21 protein-coding genes are annotated in these 21,221 nt (G+C 70.4%); 9 read left to right on the forward strand and 12 right to left on the reverse strand.

Annotated elements, in window-relative coordinates; translation table 11 throughout:
- Window positions 1–557: 557 nt before the first annotated feature.
- Window positions 558–728, reverse strand: a complete 171-nt coding sequence (locus tag JYK04_RS40315; protein WP_189746328.1) for a hypothetical protein — start codon at window positions 726–728, stop codon at window positions 558–560.
- Window positions 729–1,409: 681 nt separating this feature from the next.
- Window positions 1,410–1,619, reverse strand: coding sequence for a hypothetical protein (locus tag JYK04_RS40320; RefSeq protein WP_189746330.1), 210 nt, complete (start codon window positions 1,617–1,619; stop codon window positions 1,410–1,412).
- Between the two features lie 643 nt (window positions 1,620–2,262).
- Here JYK04_RS40320 and JYK04_RS40325 point away from each other — a divergent pair.
- On the forward strand, window positions 2,263–3,201 hold the full coding sequence (locus JYK04_RS40325) for a hypothetical protein (protein WP_189746332.1): 939 nt from the start codon (window positions 2,263–2,265) through the stop codon (window positions 3,199–3,201).
- 14 nt (window positions 3,202–3,215) lie between these two features.
- On the opposite strand, the gene JYK04_RS40330 is transcribed toward JYK04_RS40325, so the two are convergent.
- A complete protein-coding gene (locus JYK04_RS40330) occupies window positions 3,216–4,790 on the reverse strand; it encodes a Helicase associated domain protein (protein WP_189746334.1) in 1,575 nt (524 codons plus the stop codon).
- Between the two features lie 526 nt (window positions 4,791–5,316).
- On the opposite strand from JYK04_RS40330, the gene JYK04_RS40335 reads away from it, so the two are divergent.
- A complete protein-coding gene (locus tag JYK04_RS40335; RefSeq protein ID WP_189746336.1) occupies window positions 5,317–5,931 on the forward strand; it encodes a hypothetical protein in 615 nt (204 codons plus the stop codon).
- Window positions 5,932–5,940: 9 nt separating this feature from the next.
- Window positions 5,941–6,720 (forward strand): hypothetical protein, encoded by a 780-nt coding sequence (locus JYK04_RS40340; RefSeq protein WP_229876802.1) that lies wholly within the window; start codon window positions 5,941–5,943, stop codon window positions 6,718–6,720.
- Between the two features lie 208 nt (window positions 6,721–6,928).
- On the opposite strand, the gene JYK04_RS40345 is transcribed toward JYK04_RS40340, so the two are convergent.
- Window positions 6,929–7,261, reverse strand: a complete 333-nt coding sequence (locus JYK04_RS40345; RefSeq protein ID WP_189746338.1) for a hypothetical protein — start codon at window positions 7,259–7,261, stop codon at window positions 6,929–6,931.
- A gap of 217 nt (window positions 7,262–7,478) precedes the next feature.
- Between JYK04_RS40345 and JYK04_RS40350 the strand changes: the two genes are divergently transcribed.
- From JYK04_RS40350 to JYK04_RS41745, 3 genes are all read left to right on the forward strand, one after another.
- Complete coding sequence (locus JYK04_RS40350; protein WP_189746339.1) at window positions 7,479–7,775, forward strand: hypothetical protein; 297 nt, start codon at window positions 7,479–7,481, stop codon at window positions 7,773–7,775.
- 928 nt (window positions 7,776–8,703) lie between these two features.
- Window positions 8,704–9,096, forward strand: coding sequence for a DNA ligase-like domain-containing protein (locus JYK04_RS41740; RefSeq protein WP_229876803.1), 393 nt, complete (start codon window positions 8,704–8,706; stop codon window positions 9,094–9,096).
- A gap of 83 nt (window positions 9,097–9,179) precedes the next feature.
- Window positions 9,180–9,392, forward strand: a complete 213-nt coding sequence (locus tag JYK04_RS41745; protein ID WP_229876804.1) for a hypothetical protein — start codon at window positions 9,180–9,182, stop codon at window positions 9,390–9,392.
- Window positions 9,393–9,781: 389 nt separating this feature from the next.
- Here the strand turns inward: JYK04_RS41745 and JYK04_RS40360 are convergent, their stop codons facing one another.
- Window positions 9,782–10,369 carry a TetR/AcrR family transcriptional regulator gene (locus JYK04_RS40360; RefSeq protein ID WP_189746341.1) on the reverse strand — a complete coding sequence of 196 codons (588 nt, stop codon included), beginning with the start codon at window positions 10,367–10,369 and terminating at the stop codon, window positions 9,782–9,784.
- A gap of 54 nt (window positions 10,370–10,423) precedes the next feature.
- Between JYK04_RS40360 and JYK04_RS40365 the strand changes: the two genes are divergently transcribed.
- Window positions 10,424–11,368 (forward strand): DUF2867 domain-containing protein, encoded by a 945-nt coding sequence (locus tag JYK04_RS40365; protein ID WP_189746344.1) that lies wholly within the window; start codon window positions 10,424–10,426, stop codon window positions 11,366–11,368.
- Window positions 11,369–11,900: 532 nt separating this feature from the next.
- Here JYK04_RS40365 and JYK04_RS40370 read toward each other — a convergent pair.
- Entirely contained in the window at window positions 11,901–12,557 is a 657-nt protein-coding gene (locus JYK04_RS40370) for a TetR/AcrR family transcriptional regulator (RefSeq protein WP_189746348.1), read from the reverse strand.
- A gap of 139 nt (window positions 12,558–12,696) precedes the next feature.
- Between JYK04_RS40370 and JYK04_RS40375 the strand changes: the two genes are divergently transcribed.
- Window positions 12,697–13,647 (forward strand): alpha/beta fold hydrolase, encoded by a 951-nt coding sequence (locus JYK04_RS40375; protein ID WP_189746349.1) that lies wholly within the window; start codon window positions 12,697–12,699, stop codon window positions 13,645–13,647.
- Between the two features lie 1,289 nt (window positions 13,648–14,936).
- On the opposite strand, the gene JYK04_RS40380 is transcribed toward JYK04_RS40375, so the two are convergent.
- The 3 genes from JYK04_RS40380 to JYK04_RS40390 form a co-directional block, all read right to left on the reverse strand.
- A complete protein-coding gene (locus JYK04_RS40380; RefSeq protein ID WP_189746351.1) occupies window positions 14,937–15,230 on the reverse strand; it encodes a DUF1330 domain-containing protein in 294 nt (97 codons plus the stop codon).
- A gap of 115 nt (window positions 15,231–15,345) precedes the next feature.
- Window positions 15,346–16,800 carry an MFS transporter gene (locus JYK04_RS40385; protein ID WP_189746353.1) on the reverse strand — a complete coding sequence of 485 codons (1,455 nt, stop codon included), beginning with the start codon at window positions 16,798–16,800 and terminating at the stop codon, window positions 15,346–15,348.
- A gap of 26 nt (window positions 16,801–16,826) precedes the next feature.
- Window positions 16,827–17,285 (reverse strand): MarR family winged helix-turn-helix transcriptional regulator, encoded by a 459-nt coding sequence (locus JYK04_RS40390; protein ID WP_229876805.1) that lies wholly within the window; start codon window positions 17,283–17,285, stop codon window positions 16,827–16,829.
- Between the two features lie 220 nt (window positions 17,286–17,505).
- On the opposite strand from JYK04_RS40390, the gene JYK04_RS40395 reads away from it, so the two are divergent.
- On the forward strand, window positions 17,506–18,243 hold the full coding sequence (locus tag JYK04_RS40395; RefSeq protein ID WP_189746355.1) for a dienelactone hydrolase family protein: 738 nt from the start codon (window positions 17,506–17,508) through the stop codon (window positions 18,241–18,243).
- 113 nt (window positions 18,244–18,356) lie between these two features.
- Here JYK04_RS40395 and JYK04_RS40400 read toward each other — a convergent pair whose 3' ends face one another.
- The 3 genes from JYK04_RS40400 to JYK04_RS40415 form a co-directional block, all read right to left on the reverse strand.
- A complete protein-coding gene (locus JYK04_RS40400; RefSeq protein ID WP_229876806.1) occupies window positions 18,357–19,058 on the reverse strand; it encodes a VOC family protein in 702 nt (233 codons plus the stop codon).
- A 688-nt stretch (window positions 19,059–19,746) separates the two neighbouring features.
- On the reverse strand, window positions 19,747–20,001 hold the full coding sequence (locus tag JYK04_RS40405) for a hypothetical protein (protein WP_189746357.1): 255 nt from the start codon (window positions 19,999–20,001) through the stop codon (window positions 19,747–19,749).
- Window positions 20,002–21,023: 1,022 nt separating this feature from the next.
- Window positions 21,024–21,182 (reverse strand): helicase, encoded by a 159-nt coding sequence (locus JYK04_RS40415; RefSeq protein WP_189746358.1) that lies wholly within the window; start codon window positions 21,180–21,182, stop codon window positions 21,024–21,026.
- Between the last annotated feature and the right edge of the window lie 39 nt (window positions 21,183–21,221).

Genomic DNA, 21,221 nt, shown 5'->3' on the forward strand with positions numbered 1-21,221 from the left:
GCGGGCTGTCGCGGGGTCGCCCCAAGACCGGACAGCCAAGACGTCCCGCCGTGGGACCGGGGACGATGCATGCCCGCGGTCATCGATCACGGCGACCATCTTCCTCGATCCGACCCCCTCGTGCGACCGCAAGGGCGGGCTCGGCGTTGCCCGACTGCTCACTCTGCGGATGCCCCAGCGGGTGGCCAGCTGTTCGAATCCACTTCCTGATCTTTCGGCTCCCAGGGACAGCACGCCGATGTCATCCAGTCCACGCGGAACGCGCTGCCGAAGGCGCCGGCCGAGGTGCGCGCCCTCCTCGCACATGTGCCGGATCTTCGACCACACCGTGCAGTTCGCAGTGGGAGCTGCCGGCCAACCCCGCTACCGCTGTGCCGCGTCCCGGATCGCTGCCAGCCACTGGACCACGAGGTCCTCTACCGAGTCCCGTTCTCCGGGGTGGCGGGAGACGCAGGCCATGTGCTTCGTCATGATCTCGCTGAGCTGCTCAGTGAGGTGGCCGAAGGAGGAGCCCAAGCAGAAGCTGAGCACGTTGGCCGGTCGACTTTGTTGAATCCTCAAGCTGCCGTGATTGCGGCTTCGCCCAGCCCCATCTCGTCGATCTTCGCGCGGATGGCTCGCTGACCGAGGGTGTCCGGGAGCAGCAGGCCGTGCATCAGGTACACCGCTGCCTGTCGAAGTGGTACACCCGCTGGCGCGCGCACGGCGAGAACGGACTGCGCGACCACGCCTCCCGCTCCGCCACTAGGCCGTCTCTTTCGGATCTTGTCGGCCGAGCCCGCGGCGTCCGGTGCCGTAGATGGCAAGGCGGAGGGGCGCGCTGTGTACTGGACGTACTCGGGTGCCCCGAGACCGCGGCCAGGTGCGGTGCCGGGCGTAGCGGGCCCGACAAGATCCGGAAGAGACGGCATAGTCCCGCCCGCACCCCCGAGGGCATCGCCGACCTGGTGGAGGCGCTGCGGCGGCAGACCAAGCACGGACCAGCCGGGCTCGCCGCCGACCTGCAGCGGCTGCACAGCGTCACACTCGCGCCGGCGACCGTGCACCGCATTCTGGTGAGACGAGGACTCAACCGGCTCCGGGACCTGGATCCACCGACAGGCGAGTAGCTGCGCGAGGTGAACGACCAGGGCCGCCGCGCAGGCGGAGTATCTGGCAGGCAGGTGACGTGCAGGCTCTGCGCGACCTGCTGACCGACTCTCACCGCTTGGTACCTGCCCGGCCCAGCCCTCTTCAGCTGGCGTCGATGCCCTTCCACCCGTGTCCGAGTTCCCGGCGGCGCGGCCGGGACGGCGAGGGGCGCGGGGCGGAGGGGTGCTCAGGGCGGTGGTCACCTGGAGTGCTGCCGACGGGGTGAGACCGGTGGAGACATTCCCGGAGGCGAGGACCCGGGCGTAGGTCCCCGGCCCCTAGGCGACCAGGGCCGCCGCGAGGGGCGCTGCGGCCGTCTCCGTCGGCCCCGCGCCCCGGCGGGGTTCGTCCTCTGGGGCAGCCGTCTGACACGGTAGTTCACGACGGACGGCGAGGAGAGTGGCGAGGGTCAGCAGGGCCGCGCTGAGCTGGTGCACTCGCCCGGTCAGGTTGTGCGCGGCGAGCGCCCGCCGCAGGCCGGTACTCAATACCGCAGGGTCTCCCGCACGGCTGGGCTCGTCAGCCGGAGCGGCCCCGGCCGGTACGCGCTCGACGCCTTCGCGGAGCGCGGTGACATCGGCCGGACGACCTCCATAAGTTGCGAGGCCTCCGGGCTGAGGCCGGACAGCGCGCCGGCGAGTACCTCCAGAGCAGTGGCCGCGTCCTCGATGGCGCTCGGAGTCCACCCTTCGGGGCCAGCTGGCGTCGGCGAGCGCGCACGTGGCGAGCATCGCGCGCTCGGCCAATGGGTCCAGGCGGGTGGTGGAGTGCTCCATATCCCGCCCAACGAGTTCGTCCAGTCCGCGTGATGTCGGCGCCTCCCGCCAAGCCTCGAATCGGCATGCCCGGGCGTCGCGCCGGTGGACCGCACGCGTCAGGCCGCGCCGCCAACCGAACAACCACGGCCCGGTGGCGGCTGGCTGTTGCAGCACGGAACGCACCACAAGGGACAGCGACCAGCTGTCGGTTCGTGCCCCGGTCCGGCTCAGCCTGCTGCGGCCGTAAGCGGCGGCGCCCGACTCCTAGACGAGCGTGCGAGTACACCAAGGACTGCGCCCTGGGCCGCCGGTCCGGCGGGGGAGATCACTGGATGACCGGCTGGGAGCCCATCGGGTTGGGAATGATCGGGGGATGACCGAAGAGCTTCCCGCTGGCCCGGCACCCGAGTCGGCGTCGCGCCCCATTGACCGGGACGACCTCAGCACGTTGACGGCGGCGCGCCAGATCGTCGTGGACGACCACATGTTCACAGCTTCGGGGCTGCCGGGAACGTTCCGGCTGCAGCTGTTCACCGCACCAGGGGCACGTCCGGTCGCGGTGGCGACGCAGATCGGAGGCCAGGAGGGGATGGGGCTGATGAACGGAGCGGAGAGCTACGCGGGCGCAGTGTGGAGACGGCATTGCCCCGACGAGGACCTGCCGCCGGTGTGGGTGGAGTGGCAGCTGTGGCCGGAGGGCGACAGCATGGCCTCGCGCTTCCGGCACGTGGTGTTCGCCGGCGCCGACCGCTGTCGGCCCAGTGGCCCGAGATGGAGAACCATCACCCACGAGCAGCTGCAGGATCTGGTCGGCGCGCCTGTGGCGACCGACCGCGGCGCCGGCTATGTGCCGCGGCCGGCCGAGCCGGAGCCGCAGCTGGTGTTCGAGAAGTTCGCGGTGACCCGCCTTGCCCGCCCTCGGCCGTTTCGCGAGCCGGAGTGCATGCCGACCGGGGTGCCGTGGTGGCGGCGCTGGACGCGTCAGCTCCTGCCGCGCCGGGCCGCCCGTGTGTGCTGCTGGTACCACGGCGGAGACTGGCACAGAGTCAACGAGATGGCGCTGCAGGTGCTCCGCGACGCCCGGGCACAGGTCGTCGAAGCCGAGGCCATGCAGGAGTTCAGCGTGAAGTACGCGGCCTCGGCCGGCGCCACAGACTGGGAGACCACGGCACTGGCGACCCTGTTCAGCACGTGCGACGCGATCCAGCCCGACAGCGAGGGCGGCTACATCAACGGGCAGCACCGCTCCCAGGCCATGCTGGAGGCCGGCGTACCCAGCACCGTCGTCCTGCGCCACGTCTACGACGCGTAGGAGACCGAGATCGTCTACGGCAGGTCCTCTCCGTGCTGTGCGAGAAGAGCCCGCAGTGCCTCCGAGGGGGCATCCTGACGACCCTTGAGCCGGTGCTTCTGATTCCGCTTCCACCGAGCGAGTGCCTTCTCCTGCTCACTGCCGCGCGTGAGGCTGGGATGTACGTGGCCGTGGTCCTCACCGAACCGGGCGAGCTGCCGGAGCATCGCTTCCCACTGGTCGCCACGTTGGTTCCAGGTCCACCCGGGCAGCTCTTCCAGCTCGGCCTGCCGGTCTGCTGCCATTGCGTCGCGGCGGGTGCGCCAGGAGTTCAGCCACACCCCGACGGGGTGGCCGTTCCACTCCTCACGCTGCTGGATGGAGGAGACGGGTCGGCCCGTCTCGTCAGCGAACAGCCGCATGACCGCGACTTTCGCCCCATGGCTCTGCCCGTAAGGGTCCCAGGACCATCCAGGGACCTTCTCCAGGGCAGCGAGCTGCTCTTCCGGCAGATCGGCCTCCTGGGCGAGTAGGTCCTGGCGTCGGCTGCGGAGGTTGTTCGCCCAGACAGTCGCTTCGCGCCCCGGCATTGCGTGTTCGCGGACTGCTGGATCTGCGGACTGCGCACGTAGGAGGTAAGCGTGGTATCGGGACCAGAAGCCGGCCTCGTGGGCGGTTTTACCGGACCAGGTGGGTATGGTCGCCAGACGTTCTGCGCGTTCCGTGCGCAGCATGCCGTCGCGTTGCAGCCGGCGTTGCTTTCGGGTCCACCTGCTCAGGCTTCGGCCGTCGACGGTGACGCCATCCTGGGGATAGCAGTGGCCTTCGTACGCGGAGTAGGCCGCCAGTGCCTGGAACATGGAGTCCCAGGCGTCGCGATGAGCGGTGTACTCGATCTCCAGTGCCTGCTCGCCAAGCTGAGCAAGGATCCAGCCGCGCGCCGTCTCGGAAGCCTGCGGAGTGCCGAGGGCCCGATAGCGCTGCGCAGACAAGGAGTCGATGAGGCCGAGTCGGGCGAGGTGATCCAAGACGTCGGCTGCTGCGACCTCGGGATCCGCCAGGAAGCCGACCACGACGTCGTGGACCGGGTTGAGGGGCCTGAGCGGAGCCTCCCGGATGCGGACCACGGTCCAGTCGGCGGCGCGCAGCCTCTCGGACTTGGCGCCGTCCTTCTGCTGCGATACCTGAGATTCGTGGTAATAGGAGCCGTCGAACTCAAGCACGAGCCGCATGCCGTCCGCATCGGCGACCATGTCCACCCGCTCGACGCGGTCGGTACGCACCGTATCGCGATCGAGGTTGAGGGCCAGCACGGTGCTGAGCTCCGCCTTCAGCCGTAGCTCCTGCGCGGAAGTCCTGACCAATTTGCAGCTCGGGCAGCCGGTTCCAAAACGTTTACGGAACCCTCCTGTGCGGTTGTTTACGACCGCAGGCCATTCGGCATGGGCGCCGGGGAAGTCAGGACACCGCCACCAGACGCGTCTGTTGGAGCCGACGGTGAGTGCGTCTGCCGTGACACCGGACCTCTTGACGTCCAGCGTCCTTGCCAAGTCTGGTCGCACCGTCGACAAACGATTCTTGTCCGTGATCCTGCTGTTCAGGGCCGTCACACTCTCTCTCCCCACCGGAGGTCTGGGGGCTCTGCCCAAGGGCTACTGGCGTCGGGGGATCGCGAAGCCGCTCGTCCGGACGCCCTGCGGGCCGCACGCTGTTGGCCCGTCGCCTACCTGCGGCCGGTCCGAGTTCCTCGATCCCTGACGCGTACGGTGCGATGCGGGCAGTTGCGCCGGCGCACAGGGCAGCCTTCTTGAAGTGCCGCGCGCCCGGCACCGCCCCGAGGCCGCCCCGGTGCGCACGGCAGCCGCACGACTGGGATTGGGCTTCACCTCGCGCCGCAACTCCGGTGCCCAGTCGCGCCGTTATCGTAGAGCCCGCAGGCCGGGAGGAGAACGTGGACCAGCCCTGGCCGCCGGGCTTCCGGTTCGCCGGCCGGACCCGGGCCCGGTACGCCGAGGTGCACGCCCTGCTGGCCGCAGGGCCCAGCAGGCGCGCCGTCCAGCGGCAGCTCGGCATGACCTGGCGCACGGTCAAGGCCCTGGCTGACGCTGCGAACCCGGAGGAGCTCTTTCGGGGCCAGTGGCAGGACCGCCTGTCTGTCCTGGACGAGTCAAGCCCTACCTCGACGACCGCTGGAACGAGGGCTGCACCAACGCCTGGAAGCTCTGGGAGGAGATCGTCCCGCTCGGCTACAAGGGCGGCTATCAGCGCGTCGGCGCCCACCTGCGGCGGAAACGGACCTCGCCCCGGCCGGTGACCGCCCGGCCGCCGTCGCCCCGCACCGTCGCCGGCTGGATCCTCCGGCGGCCCACGGCGCTATCCGGGGCCGAACAGCTTCAGCTCAAGACCGTCCTGGCCCACTGCCCCGAGCTCGACGCCCTGACCCGGCACGTCCGCTCCTTCGCCGCCATGCTCACCGAGCGCCAGGGCGAGCATCTCCCGGAATGGCTCGACGCCGTCCGCCAGGACGACCGGCCCAGCCTCCACGCCCGCGCCGCCGGCATCGACCGCGACCGCGCCGCCGTCATCGCAAGTCTCACCTCCGCTGGAACTCCGGCGTCGTCGAAGGCCACGTCAATCGGATCAAGACGCGCAGGCGCCAGATGTTCGGCCGCGCCGGGTTCAATCTCCTACGGAAGCGTGTCCTGCTCGGTAGATGACACCACGCACAACGCTCTCGTGGCGGCGCTATAACCTCGGCCTGTGACCAACCGCGTCAGCTGGACAAAGTGCCTCCATCCCGACAGGCTGCCCCACTATCAGGAGCTTCTCGAGGGTACAGACTGGGCATCGCTCGCCACCCCCTACGGGACGGGCGAATCCCTGCCGACCGCCCTGGCGCGTCTCCTCGACCCCAACCCGGCCGTCAGGGCAGCCGCCGTCAAGGACGTGAGCGATGAGGTGGACCACCAGAACACCATTTACGAAGCCACCGTGCCGGTGGCTTTGTACTTCGCAGCCATCCTCAACCATCCGGCCACCGAAGTGGGCGACCTCGGCCACGACGCTGACGTGCCATCACGCCATCCCACCCGCGCGTCGCTACTGAACAGGCTCGGCGCCACCGCCTACGACGCCGAGTACCTTTTCGGCGAAGGTTTTCTCCAAGCATGCCCGGACACGCGCGCCTTTCGGAGGCTGCGCCCGGCTGTCTACTCCGCAGTTCAGCCGTTCCTCGGCCATGACAATGCGAAGGTGCGCGACGAGGCCCTCGTCGCAGCCATCCCCCTCACAGAAGACCCCAGGCTCACTCCACACCGGGCCGAGCTGGTCGAACACGCCCGTTTCCTGCTGACCACCAGCACCAACCGCTACCACCGCGACTGTGCCCTGAATGCGCTCAACACCTGGGGTCACGACACCAGTGATCTGGAAGACGCGAACGACATTGCATCCCGTGAATTGCAAGCGCGCCTGGCCGATTTTGACTACTGGTCGGCAAACAACGGGACAGGCGGCGGCACCGAAGATCCGCCGTTCTGACACGCAGACTCGCAGCGCCCTACCGTCAGCTGTAACTCAGCGTGGCGACACGACAGATTGAGCCAGAACCCGTTCTCGCGAACAAAGCCAAGGGGGCTCCCGCCCACCCCGTAGCGGCGCGTGGAGGCGTGGCACCGGGTGCAGGGGCCGGTCTGGCCGGCTGCCCAGGTGGCGACCTGCGGGCGGGGCTTGGTGGTGGTCTGCCCGCTCATGCTGCACCCTCCCTATCTGCCGATACGGAGGTGTGGGTGGCGCGCCGCAGCTCGACGCTGCCGGTCCGCCAAGCGGCGGGGGTCGCCAAGTGAGGGTGGGTGCACAGGGTTCCGGAGAGGGCGATCAGCCGGCGCCGCAGCGCGGTCGTACCGGCCCCGGCGGGGGCCTGCGCGAGTTCGGCGTAGGTCTGCTGCCACGCCTGCTGGAGCGTGATACTTGACCCGCGGGGTAGCGGGTGGATCATCCCGATCGGGCTGCCTTCTGCGCTGTGCGCGGCCAGGGCGGCGGCGGTCGCGAAGCCGGCCGTGACGGTCAGACGGTGTGGCACACGATGCTCCCGTCGTGCGGGTGACACGTGGAACCGGGGATTTTCGGCCCCGCAGCCGCAGCCGCAGCTGCACTGGCCAGTGCAACGGTTCGGCCCTGGCCGAAACGACTGGAGGGGCGAGCAGGGCAGCCCGCAGCATCTGTGAGGAAGGCAGCGGCGGCAAGGCGGCCCATGGCTCCACCGCCGCCCCGCATACCGACCACCTACAGGAGAAGCCATGCGTATACGTACCCAGGTCATCGGCACGTTACTGGGTGCCGCCCTGCTCGCAGGCGGCACCGTCACCACCGCGGCTGCCGCGCCGCGGCCTGCGGCCCCCTCGGCCACCGAATCCGTCTCCGACGTCACATCCACGCTCCCCGGCTGGCGCAACACCCACAAGCGGTATCCCAGCGCGTCTTCGTGCGCCTGGGCCGGCCAGACCGCCTGGGAGAACGACCCCCGGGTCACCGAGTGGGACTGCCGCCTGGTCGAGTCGGGAAGGCGCTACGAACTCTGGCTCAACGTGGTCTGACGGGACGACGGCCGACCCAGGTCGCCCTGCGCGCACCCGTCCAGGGGGGTGGGTGAGCGCAGCCCTGTCCCAGTGCAGCTTCCAGGTGAACTTCCCGCCGCCCATCCAGCGGACCGCGTCGGGGCCGTCCAGGTCGTGGATCGTGATGTCGGCAGCCGCGGCGAGCAGGATCACGTCCGTCATGGACTTCGCCGTGCCGAACCACTCGCCGTCGATCTCCACGAGGCGGAACGGCGTTGACACGCCCGGTGGTTCGGGGTGCGTTTGGTCTTGACGCCGCGGAGTCGCACTCGGGGTCGATGCTGCGGAGGCGGCCGCGCGAGTACATCTTCAGCGATGAGGGGCAGCGCGACCTTGGCGACGGTTTCGCCCGACTGATCCGCGACGAACACGTTGGGCACTACGCGGCCGCAAAGCGGATCAGGGATGCCGGGGCGTGGGTGGCCACCGTCAAGAAGCTTCCTCAGGTGTGGCAGGACCAGGTCGTCAGCGCGATGAAGCAGGCCATCGCCGCCCAGGGTCGCTGTTCCGGGCAGGTCATGCCTTTTCGAAGGCGTCCCCGGGGCGAGTCGCATCACGAGCTCGGTGCCCTATGCCCTGGCTGTCGACCCTGTCGGTGGCTGCTGGCTCTCCTTCGGCAGCGCGTACGAGAGGGCCGGCGGCGTACCCACGGGGTCGGCAGCAGCCTCATGGCCGCCCGGGGAGTCTGGCGCCGAACTGCGGGCCGGGTGGTCTGAGCGTGAAGTTGACCAGAGGGGCCATTCATGACGCTCAGTCACAGTCGCGGCGTGCTTGATCGCGTGCGGCCCCGCAGTCGCCTCCGGCTGGTCTGGCGGACCCCGGAGGAGGGGCGGGCAAGCCGTGAGAGAGGCCCTCGTCACGCTCAGGCCGCCGGTGGAGCCGATGCGGGCGCAGGCCTGCGGAAGCCGTGCCGGGCCCGGCCGCGGTGCGGGCGGGGGGGGCGTACGAGCAGAAGCTGCACGGTTACAGGGCGCTGCCGTTCACCGCGGTCGGCCGGGGCGGCACGGTGCTGGTGCAGTACCGGGTGGCCGGACCCGGTGGCGGCCGCCGAGGCGCAGCTAACCGCACAGCCTGGTCCTCGACGGCGAGCTGGTCGTCTGGGACACCGAGGCGGTTGTCCTTCGAGGCGTTGCAGCGCCGGGCCGCCACCCGCGCCCGCGGCGCCCCGGCCCTCGCCGTGAAGTGGCCGGCCTACTTCGTCGCCTTCGACCTCTTGCAGTACGACGGCCAGGAGCTCCTCACCCGCCCGTACGCCGATGCCGCACCCTGCTGGACAACTTGTTCTCCGAGCACGCGCTGACCGCGCCGTGGACGCTGTGCCCGCAGACGACGGACTGGCCAAGGCGCGCGAGTGGCTGGAGTCCTGGACGTACGTGGTCCGGGGTGGAGGGGAACCTGGTCAAGCCCCTGAACGGCCGCTACCTAGCCGGGTACCGGGGGTGGTCGGTTGGCTGCACTATCGCCGAGGTCAGCGCCGACCGGGCCATCGACCACGGCGGCGTCTACCGCCACCCGCTCCGCTCCCAGCGGCTGCGCCTGGATGCGACCGTGGACGATGTTCCCGACTTCGGCCAAGGGGCGGCCGCCACGGGCTGACCGGAGCCAGGTGTTCGCAAGCCGCGGTCGGGGACGAGATGGGGCGAGGCCCGCGGTGATCGGCCGGACAGCTCCTAATGGAGAAGTCCCGCCTGGTGCGGCATGAACGCTCCGCCGACCCACGGGAGCCTGCCGATCCTCCCCAGAAGGGTTGGCTGCGTAGGTGACCGGCCGTCTTCAAGGGTGTCGCCATCCGCGTCGCGTGGCGCGTGTGTCGGCCGCGCCGATCTGACACAACCGCAAGACCGCATGCCGCGATCTCTGATGGCTCATGACGTGATCACACCGGCACGACTCGTCCAAGCTGACGGCCACGGATAAGGGCGCATCGCACCGCCGCGCGGTGACTGCCGTCCTTGCCTGCGTCGAGCGAGAACCGCTGCGGTTGATCAGCGCTTGAGCAGTGCGGCCGACACCTCGGCCAGATACGCGGGGTCGGTGGGCACGGCGCCCGGCACCGCATGGGCGAGCTGGGCGTGGCCCAGGTAGCTCGTGTAGGCGAAGAAGCCGCGGCGGCGCGCCTCGGGGGCAGGGAATCCGAGCAGTTCGAAGAGGTGGGCGAGGTAGCCGACCCTGCGTTCGGTGACGCGGGCGAGTGCGGCCGCAACCTCGGGATGGTCGCTGGCAGCCAGCAGCCGCACGTCCCGCGGGTCGTCGACCGCGGCGGCGGTTGCCCCGCGCAGGAGCGCGTCGAGCCGGGCGGCGGGGTCGGGCTCGACCGCCTCCATCGCTCGGATGATCCGCTCGGTGGACGACTCCTCCCAGCGCGCGAGTGCGGCGGCGACGAGGGCATCGCGGTTGGCGAAGTGCCAGTAGAAGCTGCCTTTGGTGGTGCCGAGTCCGGCCGCGAGCGGCTCCACCGCCACTGCGGCGAGGCCGCGTTCGACCAGCGCGGCAAGGGCGGCGTCGGCCCAGTCGTCGGCGGTGAGCCGCTTGCGGGCGAGGCGGCGCCCCTGCTGGCCGGATGATTCGCTCACATCTCCATACGCTACCGTATGGTGGAAACATACGCTCCCGTATGGAGGTCCGGCATGCGCGCGGTACGCAACGTTCACGAACGGATCATCCCGGCACCAGCCGACTGCGTCGGGGCGCTCCTCGACCGGGTGTCTGCACCCGACGACCCCATCTTCCCCACCCCGGTCTGGCCTGCGATGGTCCTCGACCATCCGCTTGGCGTCGGCGCGGATGGCGGCCACGGCCGGGTCCGGTACCGCGTCACCGCGTACGTGCCGGGCCGCTCCGTACGCTTCGACACCACCGGTGCGGCGATGGGGCAGGGGTATCACCGTTTCGACGTCGAACCGCTCGGCGCTGAACGGTGCCGGGTCGTCCACATCCTCGAACTGACGATGCCGGTACGGCGGTTTCTCCAGTGGAAGACGGCGATCCAGCCGGTGCACGACACGATGATCGAGGAGGTCTTCGACAACATCGAACGGGGCGCCCTCGGCCGTCCGCCCCACGCGCCGACCCGTCGACGGCCGCGCGCACTGCTGGTCAACTGGCTGTTCTGGGCCCGTCCGCGCGCCGTTCCCGTGCCTTCACACGCCCGGCTGCTGCACGAGGACGTACCTCGGCCGGACTTCGCCGACGCCTGGCGCCTGCCCATGCTGCCGGGGATGTCCCGCGACCCACGGGACTGGAGGCACGTGCTGCCGTTCCCCGTACGCGGCACCGCCGACCGCGAGCTCATGACCGGCAAGGACGCATCCCACCTGGACTTCCGCTCCTCGATCGTGATCGAGGACGACACCGTGACCCTGGCAACGGCCGTACGACTCCACAACACCCGTGGACGCCTGTACTTTGCGGTGGCGGGCCTCGCCCACCCGTATATGGCACGCCTGATGCTGCGCCGAGCTCACCGCCGGCTTGCCTTCACGGCGCGACCGGCGGGCGAGCGGAACGCCGGGGCGTCGGCCGACCTGCGGCCCGGAGGTGAGGCTCCGGTGACTGGAGCACAAGCGCAGTAGCGGTAGCAGGGGCGGGGTGTTGCGGGACAGTAGGGTGCTGATCGCGCCGGTCCCGGGTTGCGGGGGTGCCTGGGGTGCAGGCACCGCTTTCAGGCGGCCGGTGCCGGCCGCTTTCCGCCCGGATTTCGCTCCTGCCGGCCCGGCATCTCCGGCGGCACTCGGTGAGGTGGACCTGGCCCGTGCGCGAAACCGGTCGACCGTCGCAGGGAGGGTCCCGACCGCAACCGGGTGCGTCAGGACCAGCCGTCTGGGCACAAGCGGTCGATGTTCGGAGATCACGCCCGTCCCAAGGCCGCCCCCGGAGGTGACGGCCCGCAGAGTCCGGGGGCCGTCTCAGCGCGGGGGTGAACACGACGGCCATGCTGCCGCAGCCCGCCGGCTGCCTCCTCATGGTCCCTGTCCGGGCCAAGGAGGGCGTGGTGAGGGAGGCGATCGTGACGAAGTCGGCAGCGTGGAGCTTCCGCTCGATGTCGCACTCGCCCGCCCGCTGACGGCACAGCCGCATGGGACGGGGTACTGGTACGAGCCGAAGTTACGGACAGATATTGGCGTCTTTCCGTTGGCCTGCGTCCGGGGCGGTGTGGCCGCTGGCGGTGAAGATGCGGTCGAGGTGGTGGCGGAGTACGGCGTTGGCTGACTCTGGTGTCCGTTGGGCGACGAGGATGCTGGTGCCCATGGTCGCGGTCATGGCGAGCAGGCTGATGGCCTCGGTGCGTGCGTCGGCGCCGGGATCGGCCAGGCCTGCCGCCTGGGCTCCTTCGATCAGGCCGGTGAGGGCGTTCTCGGCCGCGTCGGGGTTGTCGATGAACGGCTGGGCGGCGAGCGCTCCGTCGGTCGCGGACAGGATCGAGTAGGAGCTGTACAGGAGGTGGAAGGTCCGGCTCTCCGGGTCGGTCGGCAGGGATGCCAGCAGCAGCGCCTCGATCGTCGCGCGCGGGCCCGGGTCCGGGCCGACGGCGGCCAGGCGGGCGCCCACACGGGCGGTGAAGCGGTCGGTCAGGTGCTGGAGCCCGTAGAAGAGCAGCTTCTCCTTGGTCTCGAAGTAGTACTGCACGAGCCGGAGGGATACACCGGCCTCGGCGGCCACGTCGCGCATGCCGACGGCGTGCAGCCCTCGCCGCCCCGCGACTTGGATGAGCGCTTCGGCGATCTGCGTGCGCCGTTCCTCGTGGTCCACGCGCTTCGGCATCAGTGCTGTCTCCGGCTGTGGGTGGGGTGGTTCGTTCAGGGCTCACAGTCCGGCCCGGTCCGAACAGCTTCATGGTACCGGCGTATCAACAATATGGTACGTTCGTATCACGAAGAATCGATCTTCCTGGAGGTGCCCCGTGCCCGAGAACACGACCCGAGTACGCCGCGACATCGGTCACTACGTGAATGACGAGCTGCGCGACCGGTACTTCGCCACCTGCGACGCCCTTTACGCGAAGGGCGCGCCCGCTCGCTCCGAGACGGAGGTCGAGACGAGCTTCGGCACCACCCACGTCTACCGGTACGGCCCCGCCGATCCGGCAGCCGAGTCACGCACGCCCGTGGTCCTGATACACGGTTCGGGAGGCTGCTCCGCCCAGTGGTACCCCAACACCCTTGCCCTCAGCGCCGAGCGTCCCGTCTACGCCCTCGACACTCCCGGCGACCCCGGCCGCAGCATCCAGCGCGAGCCCATGTGGCAGCCCGAGCGCGCGGCTCAGTGGATGGACGAGGCCCTCGACGCGCTGGGCCTCGACAAGGTCCACCTGGTCGGTTCCTCGTACGGCGGCTGGCTGGTCATCAACCAGGCCCACCTTCGGCCCGAACGCCTTACCTCGGTCACGGCCCTCGACCCGGGCGGCCTGGAGAAGGTCGGCCTGCGCTTCTTCGTATGGATCTTCGCCAGCCTCTTCGCCACCTACGCCCCCAAGGCGTGGCGCCCCCGCCTCGCCAAGTGGCTGGAGCAGCCGGTGATCGTCGTCCCCGAGCTCCGCGCGATGATCCAGGCCAGCGTGAAGGCCTTCCGGATCCGCCGCCCCGCCCCGCTGCCGCTGTCGGACGCAGAACTGGGCTCCATCCGGACGCCGTTCTACCTGATCATGGGCAAGCGCAGTCTGCTCGTACACCCCAAGCGGCAGCTGGAACGGGTACCGCGCCTGATTCCCGGCGCCCGCGCCGAGATCGTCGCCGCGACCGGCCACGGGCCGCAGATCGACCACCCCGACCTGGTCAACGCCCGGATGCTGGGCTTCATGGAGGACATCGACTCCCTCGATCCGGCGGCGGCACGGGGTGCCAGGGGCGCGTAGCCGCGAGGGCCGCAGACGCGGACTGTCCAACAGTGCACCGCAGCAGCTGGGCGGGCACTGGGCGCTGCTGTTCACCGCGGCCGGGCCCGGCGGCACGGTGCTGGTGCAGACCCGCGGCGGGGCGCTGGTCCAGGACCGGTGGCCGGACCTGGTGGCAGCCGCCGAGTCGCAGTTGCCGCACGGCCTGGTCCTTGACGGCGAACTAGTCGTCCGTGACACCGGAGCAGAGCGATTGTCGTTCGAGGCGTTGCAGTGCCGGGCCGCCACCAGTGCCCGCGGCGCCGCCGGCCTGGCCGCCCCCAACGCCCCTGTCCACCACGCTCAACCCTTCTCGGCGGTGTGGCCGGCCGCCGATCGGCCGTTCCGCGATGTCCTGGCTGCACCCGACGGGCCCGGCCGAGTTCACCCGGTGCGAAGGACGACCATGACTTGGCGGATCGGCTGGTCGGTATGCGGCAGGAGAACGCATGGAGGAAGGGGCGGGCGGCTGCTGGCGGAGGCTTCCTGACGCAGTACCTCAAGACGCCCCATGCGGTCGCCGGTGAGCTCGGGTCAGTGAGCGTCGGTGGCAGCCCGTCGACTTGGACGGGCTGCTCCTCTCGGCCCGCCCCCAACACGAACTAAACGAAAACAGCTACCTCGGCCGATAAAGTCCCAGCTCAGACAGTATCGACCCCGCGCCTGCGGGATACCCCGGATTTGAAGCGCGCGCTTGCCGCGCCGGACGCGTCGACCTCGCGCGGCGGGGATGGTCCGGTGGCGACGGTAACTGGCGCTGATGTCGCCAGGCCGACCCCGCGCCCCGGACCACCCCCGTCGAGCGGCCGACGAACGGCAGAGGCATCCCGGCGTCCCCCGCTGGCTCCCATCGGGCCGGCACCGACCGGCACCCCCGACCCAGAGCCCGCAGTACCGGCCAGTCGACCTCCGGCCGCATCGGCGGCAGAAGGGCGACGTCGCGCCCGGCGTAGAGAGGGAAAGTCACCCTTGCTCGTCCGCACCGGGCGCCTCATACCCAGGCGCACGTCGGTCCGGCGTACGCCCAGACGGCGCGCGGCCTGGTCCGGACCGAGAAGTCCAGCTCCGGCCCCGCCCGCTCGCCGAGGGCCGGCGCATCTTCGACCGGGCCGTCTCCCACGAGCAGACCTCCGACTACGCCGGCCCCCACTCGGGGTGTGACCGAGATACGCGTCAGAGGGGCAACGGGATGATCTCGAAGCCCTGAGCGCCCGTCGGCCGTCACCCATCCGGCTCGGTGTCGTTGTTCGTCGCCTACGCAGCCTCGATCGTCAGTCGAGGCCTTCGATGATGCGGAAGTCGCGCTCGACGCCGTCGGCAAGTGCGGCCAGCGCCTCCTGGTAGGCCGCACTCGCGCGTGCGGCGACCGCCTGTTCGAAGCTGTCGAACTCGACCAGGACGGTGCGCTCGGCGATTCCGGCGTCGTGTGCGACGACCCGGCTGCCGCGGGAGAGCAGCCGCCCGCCCGCGGCCCTGACGGCTGGACTGGCCAGCTTGTCGTAGGCGGCAAGCCTCTCAGGGTCTGCGATGGTGCGGTAGACGCTGACCCAGTAGCCCTTGGCCACGGTACCTCCTGTGTTCGGAATTGATGCTCAGAAACATGTCATGCTCAGATCCATGGGGCGCGCTGTGGGTCAGCGAGCCGACGGACCCGGCGTCGAAGTCGGACGGCTTCGATCCTCAGCTTCCGGTTCGACTCGACCTGCCCGGGCCCGGCACACCGACTGGGGCTGTGATCGGATTGATCTCAAGCGAGCGTCGGCGGGCGAGGGTGAGGCTGGCCATCGTCGTGATCGCCATCGCGGCGACGCCGACCAGCGCCGCGGTCGTGTAGGCGTCGTCGTTCGGGAAGAGGCGGCCCGTGGCGGTGCCGGCGGCCAGGACCAGACCGCCGATGGCGCTGCCCAGGGAGTACCCGACGCTGCGGACGACGTAGTTGAGGCTCATGGCGCTCGACGTCTCGCTCTCGGGGGTGACGGCCAGGATGACGCCGGGCATGGCGGCCGAGAAGCTGCCGACGCCGAAGCCCAGCACGCCCATGGCCGCGAGCAGTTCGGCCAGGTTGGACCGGGCGGTGGCGAACAGGACGAACCCGCCGCCGACGATGGCGGCGCTGCCGGCCAGGAGCAGGGGGCCGTCGATCCGTTCGCGGACCCGCGGCGTGAGCTTGCCGGCGACGAACCCCAGCACGGAGAACGGGATGAGGACCAGCCCCGCCACGAAGGTGGTCAGTCCGAAGCCGTAGCCGGCGCTGTGCGGCGTCTGCGCGTAGCGGGTGATGAGCGTGAGCAGGAGGTACATGCCGCTCCCGCCGACGAACATGGCGATGTTCGCCCCGGCGACCGCCGGGTGCCGTACCGCCCTGACGTCGACCAGGGGCGTCTTGGTTCGCAGTTCGGAAACGGTCCAGAGGCAGAGCAGGAGTACGGCGGAGACGGCAAGGGTCACCGCCACGGCGAGGTGTCGGCTCCACAGGCTCCTCTCGCCGGCCAGGAAGAGGACGAGGAGCAGCCCACCCGCCAGGACGAGCGCACCGGCCACGTTCACGTGAGCGGAGCGGCCTTCGGGAGCTGCGGGCATGGAGCGCCAGGCGGTCACGAAGGCGACGGCGGTGACGAGCAGGCCGAGGCCGTAGGCGGCCCGCAGGCCGCCGAACTCGGCGAGCAGCGCGGCCAGCGGGTAGCCGATGCCGGCTCCGATGATGGAGACCACTGAGATCAGGGCGATCGTGGCCGCGCCGCGCTCCTCGGGAAGATGGTCGCGGGCCACGCCCATCATCAGCGCCGTGAGACCGAGTCCGACGCCTTGGGCCGCTCTGCCCACGAGCAGCCAGGCGAACGGCAGCGGCAGCACGGTGAGCGCGCTGCCGACGACGACGACCGCCAGCGTGCCGAGAATCGTGGCCCGCCGGTGCGGACCGGTTCCGAGCCGGCCGAGGACGGGTGTGGCGACGGCGCCGCTGAGCAGGGCGATGGTCAGCGTCCACTGCGCGCTGTCGAGGGAGACGTGGAACGTGGTCGCCACGCTGGTGATGAGCGGCGTCCCGAGGCTGGCGACCGCCGCCACGACCAGGGCGATGAACATCAGGGCGGGGACCAGCAGACGTGCCTCGGAACGTATCAGGGCAGCGCTCATGGGCTGGTCATGAGCCTGCGCCGCGGTCACCGGTCCGACTCCTCTCGGGCGTGGCTTTCGAGCTCCGCCAGATGCAGCAGAGCCGGAAGGGCTGCTGCCAAGGCCTCGACCTCGTCACCGGTGAGTTCGTCGATCAACCGCGCGTACGCGTCGACGCCCGCCTGGCGTCGCGTCCGGACGTACGACGCGCCGGCCTCGGTCAGGCACACCAGCGTGACCCGCTTGTCGGACGGATCGCCCTTCCGCTCGACCAGCCCGGATTCCTCCATCACCCGGACCAGGACGGTCATCGCGGGCTGGGTGACGCCCTCGGCCACCGCCAGATCGGTGATCCGTCGCGGGCCGGTCTTGTCCAGGGTGGCCAAGGTGGCGGCGGACGTCAGGCTCATGTCGCGGGGAAGGCGTCTCACGGCCCTGGTGGCCAGACCGTAGAGGGCTGACCCGATGGCATCGGAAGCGCCGTGCGCGGCGTCTCGGCGACTCATGGCAGAAGCATAGCAGCTTTATATGAATCCTTTATGTATCTCCCGATCGGGGTCGAACCTCTGGACCTGCTGGCAGAAGTCCACGCCGGGGTCGAACCCGTCGATGGGCTTGTGACGGTTCTCGTGAGCCCTCGCCGTATTTCAGAGGGATACCCGCGCTGTTCTGCCGGCGGCAGAACACCAGCCGGACCGGGCTCGACGATCACTACAGTCCAGTCTCATGACGACGATCACGACGCGCACGGTCGAGTACCCGGCCGACGGTTTGACGATGACCGGGCACCTCGCGCTCCCGGCCGGTGTCGACCGCCGGCCCGCGGTGCTGCTCGGACCAGAGGGCATGGGGCTCAGTGACGTCGAGCGCCGCCGGGCCGACGCTCTCGCCGAGCTGGGATATGTAGCGCTGGCCTTCGACCTTCATGGCGGGCGCTATTTGGGTGACCCCGAGGAGATGCTGGCCCGTTGCCTGCCGTTGCTCGCTGATCCCGACCGGATGCGGGGCATCGGCCATGCGGCGCTCGACGTGCTGCGCACCGAACCGCGGACCGACCCCGACCGGATCGCCGCCGTCGGCTACGGCACCGGGGGCGCCATCGGGCTGGAACTCGGGCGCGGCGGCGTCAACCTGCGCGCGATCGGGACAGTCAACGCACTGACCACGGGCCGACCGGGCGAGGCGGCGCGCATTCGCTGCCCGGTGTGGGCCGGGGTCGGGTCGGAAGACCCGATCATGCCGCCCGCGCAACGGAACGCGTTCACCGCCGAGATGCAGGCCGCGGGCATCGACTGGCGCCTCACGGTCTACGGCGGCGCCCTGCACGCCTTCCACCACCCACCGGTCGACCACCCCACGGTCCCCGGCGTCGGCTACCACCCACGGCACGCACAGCGAGCCTGGCGCGACGTCGTCGACCTGCTCGCCGAGTGCCTGCCGGTGACGGAGGCTCTGGGGGCATGACCCAGGCAGACAGCCTGGCGCCAAGCCCGGTCCGCGTCGGGCGCTGACAGTCCCCTCCCCTCAAAACCGATTTCTGACTCCCTTGGGGTGCCCGTCGGGCGGGGTGGTGCGGGTCAGCCGTCCCTGCCCTGCCAGGTGGACACGCAGGCCTCGTTGCCTTCGGGATCGGAGAGTACCCAGAAGGCTGGGGCATGGGCCGCGGAGACGAGTTGGCCACCGGCCGCCAGCGCGGCCTCGATCCGTCGGGGCGCCTCGTCGTGCGGGGTGCTGACGTCGATGTGGATGCGGTTGCGCTGCGGACGCGCGAGTTCCATCTGCTGGAACCAGACCGCGGGGCCCTGTCCGAGGGGATCGACGAGCGGATCGTTGGGCCCGTCGGCTCCCGCCTCACCCGTGTAGCCCAGGACCGCCCGCCAGAACGGCCGGATCGCGGCGATGTCGAGTGCGTCGATCGCGATCTCCAGGAGCTGTACCGACCGCGGCGCCCCTGTGCCGATGTCGGGTTCCGTCCTGAGTCCCTTCTCATGGACGGCAGCGGAGATCCGGTGCGCGAGCTCGATGTCGTCGTTGGTCACCGCGGCGTGGTCCGACGATTGCAGGGTGAGGACGACCTTTCGGGGCCGGAGGTCGATGTGAAGGTGCCGGTCGGCATCGTCACCGCATGCCGTGACGGCAGTTGTCGCCACCTCCGTTGCCGCCGCTAGCGACCCGACCGAAACGGATGTCCGCAAGGTGCCCAGCAGAAGGCGCCATCCCCGGTCGCCGACCGCGTCCGAGGCTTCCTGTCGCGTGAGTGCTACTTCCATGGCGAGCATCCTCCCAGGGGCCGGGGCTGCCCGGCAGGCCCCCGGCCGCGCCGGGGAAGAGGCTTCGCCGACCGCCGTATCCGCCCGCCGCACACGTGGCGTCTGCGACGGCAGGAACGCGGACAAGTGCGGTAGGGAGTCTGACGGCAAGCAAGTGCTGTCAGTTCTCGGCAACATTTCCTCGATGCCGGGCCACCGTCCGCTCTCTGCACGACGAGGGGGTCGGGGTGCTGCCGAAGTCCAAGGTCGATCCGAGATCACCGGATACCGGGGGCGCCCGGCGCTCTCCACGACCAAACCGGCGCACCCCAGGTGCCTGTGGGCCACCGGACGTGTCGCCACCTGCCGCACCAGTCGTCGCCACGCCTGAGCTGCCGCCGGTCACGCTGGTTTTGTGCTGCTGGTCGACGCGCGGTGTCCTGGGAGGTGCCGGGCGGTCGGGGGAGTGGGCGGGAGACCTCCGGGCATGGATGTGGAGTCGGTGGCGGTGGAGTTGCACGGGCTGCGGCTGTCGGAGTTCACCGCGGCCCGGGACGCGTATGTGGCCAGGGCCCGCAAGGCCGGGGACAGGCAGCTCGCCGCGGCGGTCGCGGCGGTCGCGGCGTTGCGGAAGCCGGCGGTCGCGGCGTGGACGGCCAGCCTGTTCGCCCGCCGCCGGCCGGAGGAGGCGCACGGCCTCATCCAGCGTGGCGAGGCGCTACGGGCCGCGCACCGGTCGCTGGATGCGGGACGGTTGCGGAAGCTGTCGCATGATCAGCACGTGGTGATCGGCGACCTCGCGCGTACGGCGCGTACTCTGGCCGCCGAGGCCGGGCGGCCGGTGAGCGAGCCGGTGCTGCACGAGGTCGAGCGGATCCTCCACGCGGTCCTCACCGATCCCGGCGTTGCCGGGCGGTGGGCGGTGGGCGGAAGGTCGGCTGGTGAAGGCCCCGGACACGGTGCTGGGTTTCACGGGCCTGGAACCGCTGCCAGGTGCCGCTCCGCCACGACGGGCGCAGGACGCCCCGCCGACCGGATCTGCGGCGGATCACGTTCCGGCCCCGGAAACGGACACGGGCAAGCGGGCCGTGCAGGCGCCCCTCCTGCTCCTCACCGCGCAGGACCGGTGACGGCACGCCCCGCAACATCGGCCCTGATGGCCTTTCGGGTTTCGCCGGAGCGGATTCCGGTTCGCGGGCTGGGGGAGACCGTGGTGACACCACGCCAGATGACAGTGCAGGAGTCCCGGATGAGTCAGCAGCCGGCCACCGCGCCCATGCCCGAACGCCTGCCCCTCGACGAGCATGCTGCCGCGTCCGTCCTCGCGTACGCGGCCGAGCAGCGGGCGAAGGTCGATGTCCTCGCCTCCGTGCTGGAGGACGTCGCCGCCCAGGGCTACCCCGCCCCGGCGGCCGGCGCCCTGTGGGAGACCGCCCGCGACGCCCACTTCGCTCGCCTCGCCCGCCTCGCCGAGGGGGCAGTCCCCTGTCGCTTGACCCTTCCGCGCGCCGCTCGCGTGTCGTCATGGTCGAACCCGCCCTCACTCAGCTCACGAAGCTGGCCGCGAAGGAGACGCCCGTCTGGACCGCACGATCGTCGCCATCGACGTCAACCCCGAACTGGGCACCGGGGTGCCCGGAACCCTGCTGCACGACTACGCGGACGAGATCGACCGGGTACGCGTCATCTACTACGTAACCGCCCTGCGGACCTGGACCATGACGATCGTGGCGTACACCGAAGCCTGAAAACCGAACGACAGCCCTGGTCCGCTCGGGTCCGGGGCGCATAGTGCGGCCGTCGGGTTGTACGGGCTGGTCCTCTACGCCCCGAAGCAACTGAACGCGAACGGCCACCTGGGCCGAAACAGCCGCAGCTCAGAAAGTGTCGACCCCGCGCCTGCGTGGATGGTCTGCAGCTCAGCGTGTTTGTCGGTCGGGTGTTGGTGTTGTGCCTCCGCGCAAGCCGTTTCCAACCTCGCACTCTTGGCCGGCACTACTGCGCCCAGTCGATGCCGGCCTTGGCGAGTGCGCGCAGCTGGTCGGGGTGGAGTTGGTCGCGGTGTGCTTTCTGGTTGGCGCGCCGGATGCCGGTGCGGTGTTCGGTGCTGTCGGGCAGCTGCTTGACGACGCCGCGGCCCAGCACGCCGCCCATCTTCCGCACCAGGTGCCGATCTGGGACCTGGAAGGTCGT

Origin of the sequence: Streptomyces nojiriensis (assembly GCF_017639205.1) — a bacterium.
In the GTDB taxonomy this organism is placed as follows: Bacteria; Actinomycetota; Actinomycetes; order Streptomycetales; family Streptomycetaceae; genus Streptomyces; species Streptomyces nojiriensis.

Bases quoted from the DNA above. Each gene is read 5' to 3' on its own strand.
- JYK04_RS40350 (WP_189746339.1), top strand. From the start codon at position 7,479: ATGCGTATACGTACCCAGGTCATCGGCACGTTACTGGGTGCCGCCCTG.
- JYK04_RS40400 (WP_229876806.1), bottom strand. From the start codon at position 19,058: ATGCTCGCCATGGAAGTAGCACTCACGCGACAGGAAGCCTCGGACGCG.
- JYK04_RS40415 (WP_189746358.1), bottom strand. From the start codon at position 21,182: ATGGGCGGCGTGCTGGGCCGCGGCGTCGTCAAGCAGCTGCCCGACAGC.
- JYK04_RS40390 (WP_229876805.1), bottom strand. From the start codon at position 17,285: ATGAGTCGCCGAGACGCCGCGCACGGCGCTTCCGATGCCATCGGGTCA.
- JYK04_RS40325 (WP_189746332.1), top strand. From the start codon at position 2,263: ATGACCGAAGAGCTTCCCGCTGGCCCGGCACCCGAGTCGGCGTCGCGC.
- JYK04_RS40385 (WP_189746353.1), bottom strand. From the start codon at position 16,800: ATGAGCGCTGCCCTGATACGTTCCGAGGCACGTCTGCTGGTCCCCGCC.
- JYK04_RS40395 (WP_189746355.1), top strand. From the start codon at position 17,506: ATGACGACGATCACGACGCGCACGGTCGAGTACCCGGCCGACGGTTTG.
- JYK04_RS40370 (WP_189746348.1), bottom strand. From the start codon at position 12,557: ATGCCGAAGCGCGTGGACCACGAGGAACGGCGCACGCAGATCGCCGAA.
- JYK04_RS40365 (WP_189746344.1), top strand. From the start codon at position 10,424: ATGCGCGCGGTACGCAACGTTCACGAACGGATCATCCCGGCACCAGCC.